This window comes from Microcystis aeruginosa NIES-4325 (assembly GCF_008974145.1).
GTDB lineage: Bacteria > Cyanobacteriota > Cyanobacteriia > Cyanobacteriales > Microcystaceae > Microcystis > Microcystis aeruginosa_G.
Genome location: NZ_BJKP01000024.1, coordinates 14,551 through 31,445 on the forward strand (window position 1 = coordinate 14,551; position 16,895 = coordinate 31,445).

General features: G+C 41.1%; 21 protein-coding genes and 1 pseudogene. 12 read left to right on the forward strand and 10 right to left on the reverse strand.

Annotated features, from left to right (window positions below):
* The first annotated feature begins 16 nt into the window (after positions 1-16).
* From MiAbW_RS13475 to MiAbW_RS13505, 10 genes are all read left to right on the forward strand, one after another.
* Entirely contained in the window at positions 17-529 is a 513-nt protein-coding gene (locus MiAbW_RS13475) for a hypothetical protein (RefSeq protein ID WP_151696526.1), read from the forward strand.
* A gap of 24 nt (positions 530-553) precedes the next feature.
* Positions 554-1,063: a tetratricopeptide repeat protein gene (locus MiAbW_RS13480; RefSeq protein WP_151696527.1), complete on the forward strand. Its 510-nt coding sequence runs from the start codon at positions 554-556 to the stop codon at positions 1,061-1,063.
* 134 nt (positions 1,064-1,197) lie between these two features.
* Positions 1,198-1,329 (forward strand): hypothetical protein, encoded by a 132-nt coding sequence (locus tag MiAbW_RS20140; RefSeq protein ID WP_238707297.1) that lies wholly within the window; start codon positions 1,198-1,200, stop codon positions 1,327-1,329.
* Between the two features lie 40 nt (positions 1,330-1,369).
* Positions 1,370-1,633: a hypothetical protein gene (locus MiAbW_RS20145; RefSeq protein ID WP_238707291.1), complete on the forward strand. Its 264-nt coding sequence runs from the start codon at positions 1,370-1,372 to the stop codon at positions 1,631-1,633.
* 43 nt (positions 1,634-1,676) lie between these two features.
* Positions 1,677-1,889, forward strand: coding sequence for a hypothetical protein (locus MiAbW_RS20150; protein ID WP_238707292.1), 213 nt, complete (start codon positions 1,677-1,679; stop codon positions 1,887-1,889).
* 38 nt (positions 1,890-1,927) lie between these two features.
* Entirely contained in the window at positions 1,928-2,089 is a 162-nt protein-coding gene (locus MiAbW_RS20155) for a hypothetical protein (protein ID WP_238707293.1), read from the forward strand.
* Positions 2,090-2,546: 457 nt separating this feature from the next.
* Complete coding sequence (locus MiAbW_RS13490; protein WP_238707294.1) at positions 2,547-2,990, forward strand: transposase; 444 nt, start codon at positions 2,547-2,549, stop codon at positions 2,988-2,990.
* A 529-nt stretch (positions 2,991-3,519) separates the two neighbouring features.
* Positions 3,520-3,762 (forward strand): HypC/HybG/HupF family hydrogenase formation chaperone, encoded by a 243-nt coding sequence (locus tag MiAbW_RS13495; protein WP_151696529.1) that lies wholly within the window; start codon positions 3,520-3,522, stop codon positions 3,760-3,762.
* Between the two features lie 162 nt (positions 3,763-3,924).
* Positions 3,925-5,037, forward strand: coding sequence for a hydrogenase formation protein HypD (hypD, locus tag MiAbW_RS13500; RefSeq protein ID WP_151696530.1), 1,113 nt, complete (start codon positions 3,925-3,927; stop codon positions 5,035-5,037).
* 88 nt (positions 5,038-5,125) lie between these two features.
* Positions 5,126-5,479: a hypothetical protein gene (locus MiAbW_RS13505; protein ID WP_110578066.1), complete on the forward strand. Its 354-nt coding sequence runs from the start codon at positions 5,126-5,128 to the stop codon at positions 5,477-5,479.
* Here MiAbW_RS13505 and MiAbW_RS13510 read toward each other — a convergent pair.
* On the reverse strand, positions 5,476-5,973 hold the full coding sequence (locus MiAbW_RS13510) for an HNH endonuclease (RefSeq protein WP_002785544.1): 498 nt from the start codon (positions 5,971-5,973) through the stop codon (positions 5,476-5,478). The two genes, MiAbW_RS13505 and MiAbW_RS13510, sit on opposite strands and share 4 nt — an antisense overlap.
* A 469-nt stretch (positions 5,974-6,442) precedes the next feature.
* On the opposite strand from MiAbW_RS13510, the pseudogene MiAbW_RS13515 reads away from it, so the two are divergent.
* A pseudogene (locus MiAbW_RS13515) lies at positions 6,443-6,592 on the forward strand (helix-turn-helix domain-containing protein); the annotation flags it as partial.
* A 138-nt stretch (positions 6,593-6,730) separates the two neighbouring features.
* Positions 6,731-7,510: an adenosylcobinamide-GDP ribazoletransferase gene (cobS, locus tag MiAbW_RS13520; RefSeq protein ID WP_151696532.1), complete on the forward strand. Its 780-nt coding sequence runs from the start codon at positions 6,731-6,733 to the stop codon at positions 7,508-7,510.
* On the opposite strand, the gene MiAbW_RS13525 is transcribed toward cobS, so the two are convergent.
* The 9 genes from MiAbW_RS13525 to murB all read right to left on the reverse strand — a co-directional run bounded on the left by MiAbW_RS13525 (position 7,507) and on the right by murB (position 16,851).
* Positions 7,507-7,968, reverse strand: a complete 462-nt coding sequence (locus tag MiAbW_RS13525) for a PPC domain-containing protein (RefSeq protein ID WP_149973588.1) — start codon at positions 7,966-7,968, stop codon at positions 7,507-7,509. The genes cobS and MiAbW_RS13525 overlap by 4 nt on opposite strands.
* A gap of 231 nt (positions 7,969-8,199) precedes the next feature.
* Positions 8,200-9,255 carry a potassium channel family protein gene (locus tag MiAbW_RS13530; RefSeq protein WP_151696533.1) on the reverse strand — a complete coding sequence of 352 codons (1,056 nt, stop codon included), beginning with the start codon at positions 9,253-9,255 and terminating at the stop codon, positions 8,200-8,202.
* Between the two features lie 43 nt (positions 9,256-9,298).
* Positions 9,299-10,153 (reverse strand): DNA-formamidopyrimidine glycosylase, encoded by an 855-nt coding sequence (locus tag MiAbW_RS13535; protein ID WP_151696534.1) that lies wholly within the window; start codon positions 10,151-10,153, stop codon positions 9,299-9,301.
* A gap of 104 nt (positions 10,154-10,257) precedes the next feature.
* Positions 10,258-11,601, reverse strand: a complete 1,344-nt coding sequence (locus MiAbW_RS13540; protein ID WP_151696535.1) for a cytochrome c biogenesis protein — start codon at positions 11,599-11,601, stop codon at positions 10,258-10,260.
* 420 nt (positions 11,602-12,021) lie between these two features.
* On the reverse strand, positions 12,022-12,750 hold the full coding sequence (locus MiAbW_RS13545; protein ID WP_002757062.1) for a cytochrome c biogenesis protein CcdA: 729 nt from the start codon (positions 12,748-12,750) through the stop codon (positions 12,022-12,024).
* Between the two features lie 18 nt (positions 12,751-12,768).
* Positions 12,769-13,131, reverse strand: a complete 363-nt coding sequence (locus tag MiAbW_RS13550; RefSeq protein WP_151696536.1) for a VOC family protein — start codon at positions 13,129-13,131, stop codon at positions 12,769-12,771.
* Between the two features lie 2 nt (positions 13,132-13,133).
* Complete coding sequence (locus MiAbW_RS13555) at positions 13,134-14,090, reverse strand: ABC transporter permease (protein ID WP_151696537.1); 957 nt, start codon at positions 14,088-14,090, stop codon at positions 13,134-13,136.
* Entirely contained in the window at positions 14,091-15,824 is a 1,734-nt protein-coding gene (locus tag MiAbW_RS13560; RefSeq protein WP_151696538.1) for a peptide ABC transporter substrate-binding protein, read from the reverse strand.
* A 148-nt stretch (positions 15,825-15,972) separates the two neighbouring features.
* Positions 15,973-16,851, reverse strand: coding sequence for a UDP-N-acetylmuramate dehydrogenase (gene murB / locus MiAbW_RS13565; RefSeq protein WP_151696539.1), 879 nt, complete (start codon positions 16,849-16,851; stop codon positions 15,973-15,975).
* Between the last annotated feature and the right edge of the window lie 44 nt (positions 16,852-16,895).

Consider the following 16,895-nt stretch of genomic DNA (forward strand, 5'->3'; position numbering starts at 1 on the left):
AAGCTGATAACTGATTATGTTTTGGCGCATTATACTACTTACTTTTCTAATACCATCGGTCTATGGGGTGTTTGGCTGGTCGATCGCCCAGGAGCGTTTATCATGGAGTGATTGGTTACTTGTCCGCGGTGATGAGATGAATTGGACTCTCACTAGCGAATGGCTAGAAATCATCATCTATATCCTAGCGGTAGGGATTATCCTCTCAATTGCCCTAGGATTAACTCTGTTTAGTCACTTAATGCCGGTATTTTTCCGCAGTTGGTTTAAAAACGATATTAGCGCTGTATTATCAATTCTCGGCTGGTCTTTGGCGGTAGTCTTTATCTTCCACAAGTGGGCGGTATTTAGTCGAGTTTTAATTCTGTTAGCTGCTACTATCCTCGGTCGTCTAGAACTTCAGGAAGCAGGTTACAATAGGTGGCAAGTTTTCCTGATGCTCACCATCCTCTGCTTAGGTAGTTTTAGCTTGGGAATTTGGGCTTATAATCTTTGGGGTCACGAATTTCATCGAGTTACTACTGATTAATCTTATCTCTAATTGTTAAAAAGTATGCCCAAAAAAAATAACGATACCCTCAAACGAGTCCTAATTGTTTCCTCTGGTTTAGTATTTCTGGCTTTAATGGTGGTGCCAACTTTAGGTTTATGGAAAAATAATAATTCTAATTCCCCCCAAGGCAATCAACCCGGGCAAGAGGCAACTATTCCCCCCGAAAAATTACAAGAAATGGTCAAAGGTTATGAGAAAATTCTCGAACGTGAACCGGATAACCCCACTGCTTTGCAAGGACTGGCCCAAGCTCGCTTACAGTTAAAAGATTTTATCGGAGCCAGGGAACCTTTAGAAAAGTTATATCAAAAATATCCCAACAATCTGGAAGTTATGCTAGTTCTTTATGGAACAAGATTACAAACTCAAGATGTTTCTGGAGCAAAAAGTCTCCTAGAAAAATTAGTCAAAAACTATCCCCAAGAACCGAAGTTTAAGGAGGAATTAACTCGTTTAAATCAAGCGATTGCGGCAGCTTCCAAACAGCAACCCCCAGAACCTCAAAAGTAATGAAAAAAGAATTAATTATTGAAGCTGGGCGAAGTTAAAGACAATATTGGCGGGATTTATGGCAATACCGAGAATTATTTTATTTCCTTGCTTGGCGCGATATTTTAGTTCGTTATAAGCAAACTTTTATCGGCATTGCTTGGGCATTACTGCGGCCATTTTTAACCATGTTAGTATTTACCTTTGTCTTCGGTAAATTAGCCCGTTTGCCTAGTGATGGCGCTGCCCCCTATCCGATTTTAGTCTTTGCGGGGGTCTTACCCTGACAATTTTTCGCTAGTTCTCTTGCGGAAGCTATAGCAAAAAATGGGTTATTTAGGACGCTTTCAATTTTCAAACTCTTATCGGTCAAGGGTTTCAGCGATTGATTGTCCTAACCACCCCGATCTTTGCTATAGTAATAGTTTAATCGATAATGCTAATCTAATTTCTAAGGTATATTTTCCCCGGTTAATTGTTACCATCAGTGTCGTTATTGTCAGTTTTGTTGATTTTCTGCTGTCAGGAATGATTCTGTTAGGGTTAATGGCTTGGTATATAGCGGTTCTCGTACCTGTGCGGCACACTTAAAGCTTTACTGATTAAGCTGTTTAAGGTCGAGAATGTACCTTTTGTGAATGGGAAACGCTATAATTTTTTACCTAGTTGGCGCATTTTCACCCTACCTTTATTCATTCTCATGGCTTTTGCTACCTCTATGGGTGGGGGTTTATGGTTATCAGCGTTAAATGTTCTATTTCGCAATTTTCGTTATATCGTTCCCTTTATCATTCAATTTGGGCTATATATTTCTCCCGTAGGATTTAGTAGTAATATAGTTCCATAGTTCCAGAAAAATGGCGTTGGTTGTACTCTCTCAATCCTATGGTGGGAGTAATTGATGGTTTTCGTTGGGCGATTATCGGGGGTGATACTAGCATCTATTGGCCCGGATTCCTGCTATCCCTGGCCCTAGTCGTTCTCTTGCTAGTCAGTGGTATTGGGTATTTTCGACGACTAGAAAAAAACTTCGCCCATATCATCTAACCCAGAAGTGTTGAATGATAGCTTCATAATGAAAAAAAGCGACTAAAATATGATATTCTAGTCGCATCTAACTTATAATTATTATAATCATGATGCTAAACTCTTTTGCGGGAATTGTCAAGACAATCTTAAAAAGACTCCCCAAAAATGACTATCCTGTTCTCAATACAAGGCTATTTGTACTTATCTGGCTTCATCTAATTTTCGATAAAATTCTCGGCAGCTTACGAGATTTGTTTTTCTTAACTTATCATCAAGGAATAGCGGTGGACTTATCTACTTTCTCTAAAGCCAGTAAAAACCGAGATTATCAAGCGTTTAATCAGATTTATTTGAGCTTAAATCAGGAACTAAAAAAAAGAAAAGAGAGAGCATACAGAGGATGCTCTCGATTCAAGGTCTCGACTTCGCTCGACGTTGACCCTGAGCGAAGCCGAACGGGTCAACCGTAATTACTTTGACCAGTAAATTGTTTTGGATGTCAGGCTATCATCAGATGAAATTAGTGATGGGCGTAGATGCTGAAACTGGTTCTATTGGAGAAAGTCATGTTCATTTTGGCTTTGGTAACGACGAACGTTTTGCGGAATTAATGATGACAACAGTGCCAGAAAACGGCATCGCTGTAGAGGATAGAGGATTTTGTGGCTTTGAGAATCTGCTGGAGATGTCCAAGAGTGGGATACTTTTTATTGTCATAATCAAAAATAACTACACATTAGAATTTGAAGAAGAAGGAGAATTGGTTTATATCGGCTCTAAGAAACAAGTAAAATGTCGGGTTATCAGTTTTTGCGATTTAGAAACTAAGACAGAATATCGATTTGCCACTAATGTAGATATAGAGATAATGAGCAACGAGGAAATAGTCGAGGGTTATCGTCAGCGATGGGCAATATAAATCCTCTGGAAATTCCTAAAAATGCACTTAAAGCTAGATAGACTAATGACTAAAAACGTCAATGGTGTCACCATTCAAATTTATACGATATTAATCGTATACTTGATTTTGCAGCTTATACAGATTCCTCAAATATATGGGGATAATTTACTCAATAAACTGCGCTATGTTAACTTAATTTTATCACAAGAGGGAAATTTAATCTCTCTAAGCGAACGCCTGTTCTTGTCAGCTTGTATGTAAAGTTTTATGTACGGATTCAACATTTCTGCTCGGCTCCTTTATCAACTTTTGACAGACAATTTACTAAAGTGATATAGTCCCTAATACAAAAGTTTTACCCTTGCTGGGATAGCGTCCACAGTCCGGGACAGGGGAAATCTTAAAAAAGATACAGGAAAAAAGCTGTTCTTGAGGGCAATAGTCCAGAATGGCAGGTATGACCTGATTCTCAGTTGATATTACTGCAATCTCTACCCAAAAAATCAGCGCATAATTAGCAAAAACTAGATTTTTCAAGGTAAAAACTATGTGTTTAGGCATACCGGGGCAAATTACAGCAATTATTGATGAAAACCATCATCTCGCTCTCGTCGATGTGGGAGGTGTAAAAAGAGAAGTAAATATTACTTGCATTGTTGATGAAGACCATCCCGCTAATACTTGTGTAGGGGATTGGGTATTAGTTCATGTGGGTTTTGCTATGAATCGAATCGATGAAGATGAAGCGCAAGAAACCTTAAATTTATTAACACAATTAGCAGAATTATAGGAAGAATTTAATCATAATTAATGTTTTTAAGTAGTCACCCATAAATTAATTATGTTGTCTATCTTAATAAATGTAAATTACGGCAATTATTACTGACGACCGACGACCGACTCCAAAATTAACTTTACTTTTGTCCAAACACTTATAGAGAGAGAGCTTGTTATGAAATACGTTGATGAATTTCGTGATCCAGTTAAAGCGGCAGGATTAATTCAACAAATTGAACAATTATCGATAAGAATCTCTGAAAAGCAGGAAAAAGTTACTAAAATTATGGAGGTTTGTGGAGGTCATACCCACTCAATTTTTAGATACGGTATCGAGGCAATACTTCCGGAAACTATCGAATTAATTCATGGTCCTGGATGTCCCGTTTGTGTAATGCCGCGAGGTCGTTTAGATGATGCCATTTTTCTCGCACAACAACCGAACGTAATTCTGACAACTTTTGGCGATACTATGCGTGTCCCCGGTTCCCATTTAAGTCTGCTGCAAGCGCGAGCAAAAGGTGATGATATTCGCATGGTTTATTCTCCTCGCGATGCCTTAAAAATTGCCAGAGAAAATCTCGATAAAGAAGTAATATTTCTAGCATTAGGTTTTGAAACAACCGTTCCTAGCACCGCTTTAACTGTTTTAGAAGCGCAAAGAGATGGCATCACTAATTTTAGTTTATTTTCTAATCATGTGGTGATTATTCCCGCTCTGAAAGCTTTGTTAGATAACCCAGATTTACAGTTAGACGGTTTTGTTGGGCCTGGTCATGTCAGCATGGTAATTGGTACACAACCCTATCAAGTTATTGCTCAAGAATATCATAAACCTGTGGTAGTTTCTGGGTTTGAACCTTTGGATATTCTCCAATCAATTTGGATGGTATTAAAACAATTAGATGAGCAGAGATGTGAGATCGAAAATCAGTACGATCGAGTGGTACAAAATCAAGGAAATAGAGTCGCTTTATCGGCAATCGACCAAGTTTTTGAACTGCGAGATCAGTTTGAATGGCGAGGTTTAGGAGAAATTGCTCAAGGAGGGTTAAAACTGCGAGATGAATACAGTAATTTTGATGCGGAGAAGAAATTTACCTTACCCAATCAGCGTGTTAAAGATCACAAAGCTTGTCAGTGTGGCGAAATTCTTAAAGGTGTTTTAAAACCCTGGGAATGTAAAGTATTTGGTACTGCTTGTACTCCCGAACATCCCATCGGTACTTGCATGGTTTCTAGTGAAGGTGCTTGTGCCGCCTATTATAAGTATGGTAAAAATCAGTAAATTTTTTTTACTGATTAGGTTCCTTTCCAGCGAGGAAACGCTAGAATTTTCACGGGAAAAATTTAACAATCTCTCGGTAATAAAAAAGATGAAAATCAAAAATAATCTGGGTTTATTTGGCTTAACTACTTCTCTACTGCTAATTATCGCTTCGGAAATCGTTCTTGCTTCCCAAGAACAAACCCTAGAACTGCAACCAAGTCAACCCCCCAGCGCCGATTTTTTCAAACCCGTCACCAATCTAATTAAAGATTTAAATCATCAGGGAGTAACTATCACCGATCCCAATGATCCCATGGCGGTGCGCTACCGAGTCAATTCTCCCTGTCGCGGTTGTGCGGTTTATCTAGGCACGGGGGTTGCCAATCCTCGCACCCAGACTAATAATAATGGCATGGGAATCAATTTTGGTCTTGGTTTCACCATGCCTTTTTCACCCTAAATACCGATGACATATTTACGCCATTCGTGATTGTGATTCCCCCTGGTGTGCTTTAATAGCTCAAAGTGGAGACTGCTGTAGGGACGACGCGGCTGGGCGCGTAGGGACATATTGGCCTCTTTTGGTGTACGATTGCCCTTATGCACATTACAACGCACACAAGCCGCCACCAAATTTTCCCAGGTATCACCCCCTCCGCGAGAACGGGGAATCACATGATCGATGGTTAATTGTTCACCTCGGTAGAGACAGTATTGACAGGTGTGATGATCTCGTTCGAGAATATTACGACGGGTTAAAGGAATTTCCTTGTAGGGAACACGGACGTATTGCCTAAGACGGATAACGGAAGGTAGGGGTAAGTCACGACAAACCACTTTTCCGTTATGTTCTAGGGATTCAGCTTTTCCTTTCAACAATAAAACGATCGCGCGCCGCCAACTGGTAATATTTAGCGGTTCGTAGGAGGCATTCAACACGAGAACCTTGCTCATAGGTGTCTGGAGATCGCTTGAATTTACCCCGAATGGTAACACAGATCACTGGGATTGGAACCTATTACACTCAATCCGTTGAGTATAGGCTACATATCAGGACAGCCCAACGGCAAGAGGTACTCATGCAAAAGGGGGAATAAATAATCAGTTTTTAATAACCGGATTTAGTATCACACTATTAAAAACTGACTTGGTAAGTAGGTAGGTGTTAAAAATTGTCAGACACCCCCTTATTAAGCCTATCCATTAGTCACATCTTTCTTAACATAAAATTTGACAAAAACAGATAAAGTGTGCAAGATGGCTCAAGGGGGTTCTATGGGGGGGACTGATTTGATGAGATACTTTCCAAGTCTAGCTGATATCATGTTACCTTCGCAGTCCCAACCAAATAGTTTTATAGCAGTCGTCAGAGCCATTAGGATTTGGAATAGAGAAAACCTCAAATCTTGAAACCCGTCCTCCCATGGACAAACCCTACAGTTATGACTTTGGGCAAAAAGTGATCTGGGCAATTGAAAATGATGGCTTCAAAAAGTCGGAAGTCAGTGAGATGTTCAATATCAGTCGTAACACGATTGATTTATGGTTAAAGCGGCGAACAGAAACGGGAGATTTTGCGTTCTCAGATCAGAATAGGAAAGATGCAATGCAATCCTTGCTATCAAAGTAATTTCAGTTCCCAGCTGATTCGGATCATCTTTCAATTTGACAACGCCCAAAATTAAGTTATACTTCATCTTTATGAGAAACGATGCCATACCAGAATCTAATTTTGGAGGTATTTACTACCATATTTAACTTCATTTGTCAAGAAATTCGCTCATTTTTAGGTGCGATCGCTTTTTACACGATTATTCCCGTTCCGATTGCCTGGCCTGATTTTGGTAGAATTGCCCGATGGATTCCCTTAGTGGGCTTATTTTTGGGTTTAATTCTGGTTTTGCTCGATATAACTCTAGCTGGTCTGGGAATGCCCCCCCTAACTCGTGCAGTTGTCCTTGTGGGGGTTTGGGTTTATCTAACGGGAGGACTACACCTTGATGGAGTTAGTGACACGGCCGATGGTTTAGCTGTCACCGACCCCCAGCGCCGTTTAGCGGTCATGACCGATAGTGTTACCGGGGCTTTTGGAGTCATGGCCGTGACTATGGTTTTGCTGCTCAAAATCGCCGCTTTGACGGATTTAAGCGATAATCGAGCCTTAGCTCTAATTTTAGCACCAATTTGGGGACGTTGGGGGCAAGTAATGGCGATCGCTCTTTATCCCTACCTCAAACCCACCGGCAAGGGAGCCTTTCATAAAGTGGCTTTTTGTCTGCCCTGGGACTGTGGGGGAGTAATTTGGGGGTTAATCGCCCTATTTGGCGGTCTAAGGTGGGGAATAATCGCCATTAGTGCCGGAATCGCCCTCGCTTTGCTTACCGGTTACTGGTTATATCGTCGTCTTCGGGGTCACACCGGCGATACCTACGGTGCGGTGGTAGAGTGGACAGAGGCTCTATTCTTGGTTTTTTTGACAATAATTACCTAATTTTTGCCCTCCACAGCCCGTAAACGGGTTAATTTCAGGGTAAATTTTCCCCCACCGGTTTCTCCGAAAGCTCTCACCCGAATAATATATTTACCCGACTCGGTAATGCGTGCAAACAGGAGAGCATTAGTGCCACCATCCGGACCATCGTCATTTTCTGCTACAGTGGAACCATCGTCGGCCAGGAGAATTAAAACTCCATCAAAATTTTCTGACTTCAGATCGATGGCCACCTGATCATCCTTGTCCAAATCTACGGTATAATCCCTAGCAAACCCCCCCTCCCCCGTGGGAATATCTTTGTCGGTGAGAGTATCGTTAATTTCTTTATTGAGGATGAGGGGGACGGGATTATAGATTTTTTCTGCTCGCACCGGTAAAGATTGACCGCTTAACCAGAATAAAGTGAGCAGGACGCATAAACCAGAGTAGCGACCAGTCAAAGGGAATCTTATCATAGGGGCAGATGTTCGTTTTCTCAATCTCCCTATTCTACAAAAAACTGATAGCTATCAGCAGTTGGCTCTCCCGGGTTTGGTGGGTAAAATGTATTCTAAGATACAGTCTTGCGGGCGAGTGAGTGGAACGAACCACAGAGACACAGAGAACACAAAGATCGAGCGCTCCTACATAAGTTAAACTTGTTACACAAAGAATTAGAGAGCTAAACTTGTTTCTGGGTAAATATCCTACCAAGAAGACCCTCGATAGCGCATTTCTCGACGCAAGGCATAACGACGGGCAAAATTGGGAACATCGCCCCGATGACCTAATAAAATGACCGTATCGCCTTGCTGTAGAATGGTGGAATGGTCGGGATGGGTGATGACACGACCATCAAATTGACGGACAGCGACGATAATAAAAGCACCCTGTCCCCGCACTTCCATCTGACTGATAGGTTGTCCCAAAAAGGGCGAATCGCTTAAAATCGAGTATTCTTCAAATTGCATATCGATATCGGCTAATAATTCGTTGAGATTGCGCCTACCTTCATCTTCCTGTAAAAAATCAATCGCGGCCGGATGGGTGATTAAATGGGCCATTCTCTCCGCTCCAATGGTAGCAGGTAAGACCACTTGATCGGCTCCGGCTAGTTTTAATTTTTTCTCGGTGCTGGGATATTCTCCCCTAGCGATAATGTATAGTTGCGGACTGAGTTCTCTTGCGGTTAAAGTGATGAAGACATTTAATGCATCATCGGGCAACACCGTCGCTAAAACTCGCGCTTTGTCGATACCGGCTTTTTGGAGAATACTTTCATCGGTGGCGTTACCATTAAGAGTTATGTAACCTTTTTCCTGAGCTAATCGGATGCGATCAGGGTTATTATCGACTATAATAAAGGATTGGGCTGTTTTTGCCAATTTAGTCGTTAGGATGCGTCCTATGCGTCCAAAACCGCAGATTATGACGTGATTTTCTAGGGATTCCATCTCTTTATTCATCCGGCGATCGCTAAAGGCTTTGTTAATTTCTCCCTCGGTGAGCATCTGAAAAAAACCTCCCACCACATAAACGGCCGAGGTGGTCCCACAGACGATAACTAACATGGTAAAAGCTCTCAGACTGGGAGTGTTAATCGGTTTAACTTCCCCGAAACCTACTCCAAATATGGTGATTATCACCATATAAACGGCATCGAGAAAACTCCAACCGTAGGCCATATAACCGATAGTTGCCCCGACTACCGTAGCGAGAAAAAAACTCGCCCCGATGATAATCCTTTTCAGTGAACTTTGCATCGATTTCCGTGACCTGACAATCTAGCTATCAGCTTACAACTGTTTACCGATTACTGTTTACTGTTGAGACTTGACATTGGGGACAAAAATGAGAGGAGCGCCCACTTAATTTAATTCTGGCAATAGTTGCACCGCAAAGACGACAATTTTCGCCAGTACGACCATAAACCCAGGCCATCGCCCCATAATTGCCGTTAACTCCCGTAACGTGGAGAAAATCGCTAAAACTGGTGCCGCCTTCAGCGATCGCCGTTTCCAACACAGAAATAATGTTTTTTGTCAATAAGTCTATTTGCTCAATTTTTAAGAGATTGGCGGCAGTTTGGGGATGGATACCACTTTTAAAAAGAACTTCATCCGCATAGATATTGCCAATTCCTGCCACCACATTTTGATCGAGGAGAAAAGTTTTAATCGGACGACGACTTTTTTGACAGTGACTATAGAGGTAATCGGGGGTAAAATTGCGATCAAAGGGTTCCAGTCCCAGTTTTTTGAGACCAGTAATCACGCTTTCTGGGGTTTTATCGGCGGCAATCCACCAAATTTTCCCGAAAGTGCGGGTATCGACAAAGCGCAATTCTTGCTGATTGGCAAAAAAGAAGCGTAAGCGCGTATGAATCGGCAGGGGAGTGGTATCTTTTACCCAGAGCAATTGTCCGGTCATACGCAGATGAACCCCGATACTGCTACCATTATCTAAATTGGCGAGGAGATATTTGCCTCGGCGCTGCCAATTGCTAATCGTAGTCTGAGCAATTCCTTGTAGAAAAGTTGCCTCGCAATTAGGATAGGCTAGGGTACGCTGTAATAATACTTCCCCACCGATAATTTTTTTGCCCTGGGTAACTTGATTTAACCCGCGACGCACCGTTTCTACTTCTGGCAATTCTGGCATATAAGTAATTGAACAAAATTAAGTTCTTGGTTAGGGTAGGCAAAAGGAAAAAGATAGATAAACAGAACTTTTTATCAGGAAACGACACCAGATTAACGTCAATTCTACTTTAACTTTAACATTTCGATGGTATCGATCACTTCCCGTTCAAAACTGACTTGAGCGCGATTAGTTTTACCACCAATATAAAAGCGATCGCCCGATTGTAAAGCCCAAATTTGCGAATGGGAAAAGTAACTCATTACCACTCCCATCATCAATAAAGCAAAACCTAAATAGACGATAGGCACTCCCGGATCTGCCTTAATTTGTAACCCTGTACTGCCCACTAATTCGACTATTTTTAGATTAACTCCATTGATAGGAATCGTCATTCCTTCCCGTACAGCAGAGGTTAAATCTCCCTTAGCATCATAGACGATTACCGTACCTTGTAAATCTCTGGTTAAAAGAGAAACTCCCTCACTAAGATCGGTTTTAGTCGGGATCCAAGTTCCCCAGATTTGTCCATTACCTTTGGTGTCTAAACTAGCCATCGGTAGCTGTAGAATCGGACTATTATTCACCTGTACTTTTACCCCAGCAATCCCCCAACTGGTTTGATAAAAAGTCACCCCTTTATGGTGCAAAGGTTGATTAACTTGAATAGTTTTGCGATCAATCTCATCTCCTTGATCATCGATCACCGACAAATCAGAATAGAATTGTTCTACGTCACCTTTAGGACTATAATCAATCCAAAAACGATTAACTTTAATCCCCCAATCCTTAGGGAGAGAATTTTTAGATAAGGGTCCAGCTTCAATAATATTTTTAACATGAAAACTATCGCCACTAGCTACCATTTCTTGAGCGAAAAACCCCGTTAACGCTCCCCAGATCGCTCCTGCTAAAATAATTAACATGGCTGCATGAACGATAATCGGACCAACTTTACCAATCAGACCTTTACGAGCATAAAGACTGTTATTTTCTAGAAAAACTTTGTAGCCTTTTTTTTCTAATAGGGGAGTGAGGGATTCTAGGGAACCTGTTTCTAATTCAGCACTTAAAGCTAGTTTTTGAAATTGGCGAGATTGTTGATAAAATTGCCAGTTTCTGGCCGCCTTTAAAGCTGGTAATTGTCGTCGGAAGGTGCAAGCGGTTAAACTGGAACCAAAGAGAATTAATAATGATAAATACCACCAAGTGCTATAAACATGATTTAATCCCAATAGTAATAAAACTTGCCAAGTCAGAAAGCCAAATAAAGCGGGTTTTTCAGGATAATTAGCTTGGTAAAAAGATAGGGATTGTCCCTGTTCGATTACCGTCCCAGAAATGCTAAAAATAGCGATTAAAAGTAAAAGAATAATTGCCAATCGCAGATCGGCAATAGTCTGAATAAATTTCCGTCCCCATTGGGCTGGTCTATTCTTTAAATTTGAGGAAGTTTCCGATATAGTCATAAGAACTCTTGTAAAGATCAAAAATTGTTGTTAGGGTTAGAAGTCAGCAGCCAGTAGTCAGGAGAATTAAGAATGAACAGTAATCAATTAGGCTGCATCTCACATTTACAGAAACACCGACAACCAGCAATTATCCGTGATTCTTAAATTATCACAGATATATCAGCAGCTGTCTGTAAGCATCCCACCGAAAAGCTAATGCGCGGTGGGTTTGGGGGGTTCTACCCCCCAAAAGCTTGGATTGAGTGATAAAATCGGAAGTAATGATCAATTTTAGAAGATAGTTTACCTTTAAAAATCCCAACTCAGCAGATTTGCAAAAATGAGCAGTTTTTAAACCATCAAAAATTAATTATGCAAGAGGTTCTATAGTTAAAAGTTTTACAATTTTAGCCAATTACCCATTGTAACCCTCCACCATCACAGCAGACGGGATAATAAAGAAAAAACTCCAAAACCGATTAATAAAACCCCACTGACAGGATTAATCCACCCGGACCATTGACGCAGGGAAAGAAAGCTTTTCAGCGAGGCAGTAAAAGAACCGACGATAATTAAGGGTAAAACATAGCCAGCAGTGTAGGATAACAATAATCCCCCTCCTAAGCTTAAATCTCCCGTATTTGCCACCCATGCCAATAGAGTTGCTAGAACAGGTGTGCTACAAGGGGATGCGATTAAACCAAATGTTAAACCGAGAAGATAGGACCGCAAAATCGGGGGAAAATCGCCAGTAATCCAATCGGTAGCGCCAAGGGAGGGGAAGCGCAGGGGTAATAATTCCAAGAGGTTTAACCCCATCAAAATAGCGATCGCACTGACGATAATTGGTAAACCGATCCCCACCTGTCCATAGACTTTTCCTAAAGTAGCGGCAATTAGTCCCAATCCCGCTAAGGTGGTGGCTAATCCCAGGGAAAACCATGTGGACTGCCAAAAAGCCGCTAAACGACCTTTATTTTCGTAACCCCCGATATAAGCGACGGTAATCGGCAACATCGACAGCATACAGGGGGTAAGACTGGTGAGTAAACCCGCTAGAAAAATCACGGCAATACTGACAAAACTAAGGTGAGTTAGTTGGGAAGTGACTAAGCGATCGGCGTATTGTTCAAGGTGATAGAGTTGAGTCTGTAATTGGTCTAACATATTGAGTAATTTTTCAGGCTAAATTTGGCTCATTTCTAGGAAATTACCATCGGGATCACTGACAAATAATGCCTTTCTACCCGAGGCACTCATTTGAATTGTATAACCTTGACTTTCTAGATACTTACCCATGGACGCCACGTCATCAATAGCGAAGGCAAGATGTGGATTGCGTCCCCATTTTTCGGGATTGGGACGGTAGTTTTGGTAATTGCTATCGACAATTAAATGAATTTGATAATCTCCCACTTGATACCAAACCCCATCGTATTGAAAAGGTCGATCAATTCTAGTCAATCCTAGAACATTTTCGTCAAAGTTAATGGCTTTTTCTAGCTCCGTGACTAAAATCGCCGTGTGTAAGGATTTTGTGATGTTCATAGTTAATATCTGACTCGCGGATCGAGCCAACTATAGGTTAAATCGGCAATTAAGTTAGAGATAACAATTAAAATCCCATAGATAAAGGTAATCGCCATCACTACAGGGGTATCACTGCGGGAAATAGAATCGATCAATAAAGCACCGATACCCGGCACACGAAACACTTGTTCTGTGACTAAAGCTCCAGTAAAAATTGAGGGAATATCGAGAGCAATCAGGGTGACAACGGGGATTAAAGCATTGCGAACTATATGCTTAGTTAGGACAGAAAAATTAGTTAGTCCCTTGGCTAAGGCAGTTTTAACATACTCTTGGTGAATTTCTTCAGTTACGGAAGAACGCACGAACCGCATCAACATCGCCCCTTGATATAAGCTTAATACGGTTACGGGCATAATTGACTGTTTAACCTGCTCGATCAAACTATTAAAATCACTGATTTCTAGGGTACTGTTATAAAAAGATGGTAGCCAGTTTAACTGCACACTAAAGATAATAATTAATAATAATCCCGTCACAAAGGTGGGTAAAGAAAAGCCAAGCATCGAAAAAGTAGAGATAATTTTGTCTAACCAAGAATAGCGCTTGACTGCTGAAATTATGCCCAAAGGAAAGGCGATTAAAATCCCGAACATATAGGCACTACCGACAATCCAGAGAGTTGTGGGTAAACGCTGCCAAATTAGGGTAAAAACTGGGCTGCGACTGGTGAAAGAATAGCCCATATCTCCTTGAATAAATGCTAACAACCACTTGACATAACGCAGGGGAAGGGGTTGATCTAATCCGAGACTTTTGCGAATATTTTCTCGCACCGCTTCCGTAATAGCAGGATTAGCGGCAAATTCTCCCATCGGATCCCCCGGCGCTAGGGCCAAAATGCCAAAAACCACCATACTAATAGCTAAAAGAGTGGGAATCGAAAATAATAATCTTTTCAGAAAATATTTCAGCATTTATTTACTACGCTTCCAGTCTTTGATGTTCCAAGTATTTCTATCCCAGGGAGTTAATTCAAACCCCGACAAACTATTGCTAATTGCCACCACATCGGCACGATGAACCAGGGGAATAATCACAAAATCATTAATTAACATATCATTCATTTTAATTGCTATTTCTCGCCGTTTTTCTGGGTTTAATTCTTGACTAAAAGCTTGCCATAATTTATCGTATTCAGGATTACAATAACGAGCATAATTATCCCCGGCCCAACCATCAGCTTTTTGGGGAATTTCGCCACAGGTAAAGGTTTTAAAATAGGCTTTCGGATCGGGACTATTATTACCTGTAGTGTACATTTGTAGGTCAGCATAAAACTTTTCTACCGTGTCATCGTTAGCAGGATCGCTAGAAAAGAAAATACTGGCATCAATAGTTTTTAATTCTACTCCTACCCCGATCGCTTGTAAACTTTGTTTGATAATTTCTTGGGTTTTCTGACGGAGAGTGTTAACAGTAGTTTGAAAGACTAATTTCATTTCTACCCCATTTTTATCCCTAGTACCATCACCATTATTATCTTTCCATCCCGCATCATCTAGTAATTTCTTCGCTTTTCCTAGATTAAATTCATAGCTAGTATTGGGCGAATTATATGCCGATGGCATCACGATAAAATTAGGAGTTGTTTTCCCAGCAATACCATAAAGCTGCGTGGCAATAGTATCTCTATCAACGGCTAAAGATAAAGCTTTTCTTACTTTTACATCACTCAAAAAAGGATGGGGAAACTTAATACTAGACCTCTCACCTTCAGGAGTAACTTTATTAGGATCACTCAGATTAAATAAAACTCGTTCAATCAAAGAACCAAAACTAGATATTAACTGACCCCGACCCGATTTTTCTAAATCACTTAAAACCTTAGCTTCTACTTGCAAATTATAGGCATAATCCGCCTCCTCTGTCTGTAAAACCGCTCGTGCCGCAGAAGTTGCATCACCGCCTCCTTTTAATTCTATTCTTTGAAAACCTAACTTATCCGCTTCTCGAAAGAAAGAATTTGGTTCATAAACTGCCGTATCTCCCGGTTTAAATTCTACCACTTTATAGGGACCAGTTCCCACCGGTAATAAATTAGCGGGGGCCTGGCGTGCCGTTTCATTGCTATATTTTTCATAGAGATGAGCAGGTAAAATCATCCCTTCTGTTCCCACAAAAACTAATGACCAAGCGGGATTAACTTGCTTAAAAGTTATTTTAACTGTATGGGGATCGATCGCTTCCACAGTTTTAACTATTTCATAATTGCCAGCGCTAGTAGAACCAGTTTTCGGATTGGTGATAAAATTATAGGTAGCGATGACATCTTTGGCAGTAAAAGGAGTACCATCTGACCATTTAATATCTTTTTTTAGCTTCCATGTCACCGATTTACCATCCCGGGCAACTCCCCCATTTTCAATAGTAGGAATTTCCGCCGCTAAAAAAGGAACTAATTCCCCTTTTTCATTAAAACTAGCCAAAGGTTCTAAGGTAATGCGACTCGCTTCTGAGTCTTTAAATCCCGTGGAGAGATGGGGATTTAAAATCGTCGGCGCTTGCCAATATAAAAGTTTTAAAGTTTCTGAATTATTATTTGTCGTTGCTGGAGGATTATTAGCTGTTTGTTGACGACAAGCACTAAAAAGCAGCGTACAACTAAGGGATAAAATTAACAGGGGCAAGAAAAGCGATCGCTTAAACATTTTTAGTGACAATCAATAATTCAACGGGGTGACTTAGGTGATTCCCTAACCCACCAATAACAAGTTATCAGACATTGAGTCTTGATCTCGATCGATTAATTGATTATTTGCCTTTATCTATTCCTAGTCAAGTTATCGAGAAAAATAGTTAAATCCCGTCAAATTCCCCTAAAACTTTCACTTCTGGTTCTAACCAGAGGGACCAGCGATCGAACACTTGTTCCTGCACATAACGAATTAAACGCAGAATATCCGAGGCTTTTGCTGAACCAATATTCAGGATAAAATTAGCGTGTAATTCTGATACTTGCGCCCCACCAATTTGATAACCTTTTAATCCCATTTCCTCAATTAAAGCCCCAGCAAATTGCGGTTTAGGATTGCGGAAAACACTGCCACAACTAGGACGATCATAGGGTTGGGTACTTTTGCGATGGCGTAAATTATGGGTAGTAATTGCCATTATTTCCTCGCGATTATTGGTAGCTTCTAACTGAAATGTAGCTTCGATAACTAAACGTTGATCCCCTTGCAGAGAAGAACTGCGATAACTATAATTTAAATCTTCTTTGCTTACAGTTTCTAACTGACCATCGGGATTTAATACCAGCGCCCGCACTAATCGATCCGCCACACAGGAGGTATGCGCCCCCGCATTCATCACCACAGCCCCCCCCACCGTACCGGGGATACCCACCGCCCATTCTAGGCCCCTCCAGCCCCTTTTTGCCGCTCTCCAAGCTATTTTTGGCAGGGGTTCCCCCGCCGCTGCTGTAATCGTAGCAGTTTCGGCATCAAAACAACTCGATCGCAGATAGCGAGTATTGAGAACAAGTCCGGGTAAACCTCGATCGCTGATTAGTAAATTTGAACCAGCCCCCAAAACAGTTAAGGGTAAATCTTGTGATTGCCACCAAGCGAACACTTCTCTTAATTCCTCTAGATTAACTGGTTCGGCATACCATTGCGCTCTTCCCCCCACCCGGTAGGAAGTGAAATCAGCTAGAGAAACAGAGGATTTAATCATAGGGTTTTAGGGGTTGGGGAACATTTTCAGTAAACAGTAATCAG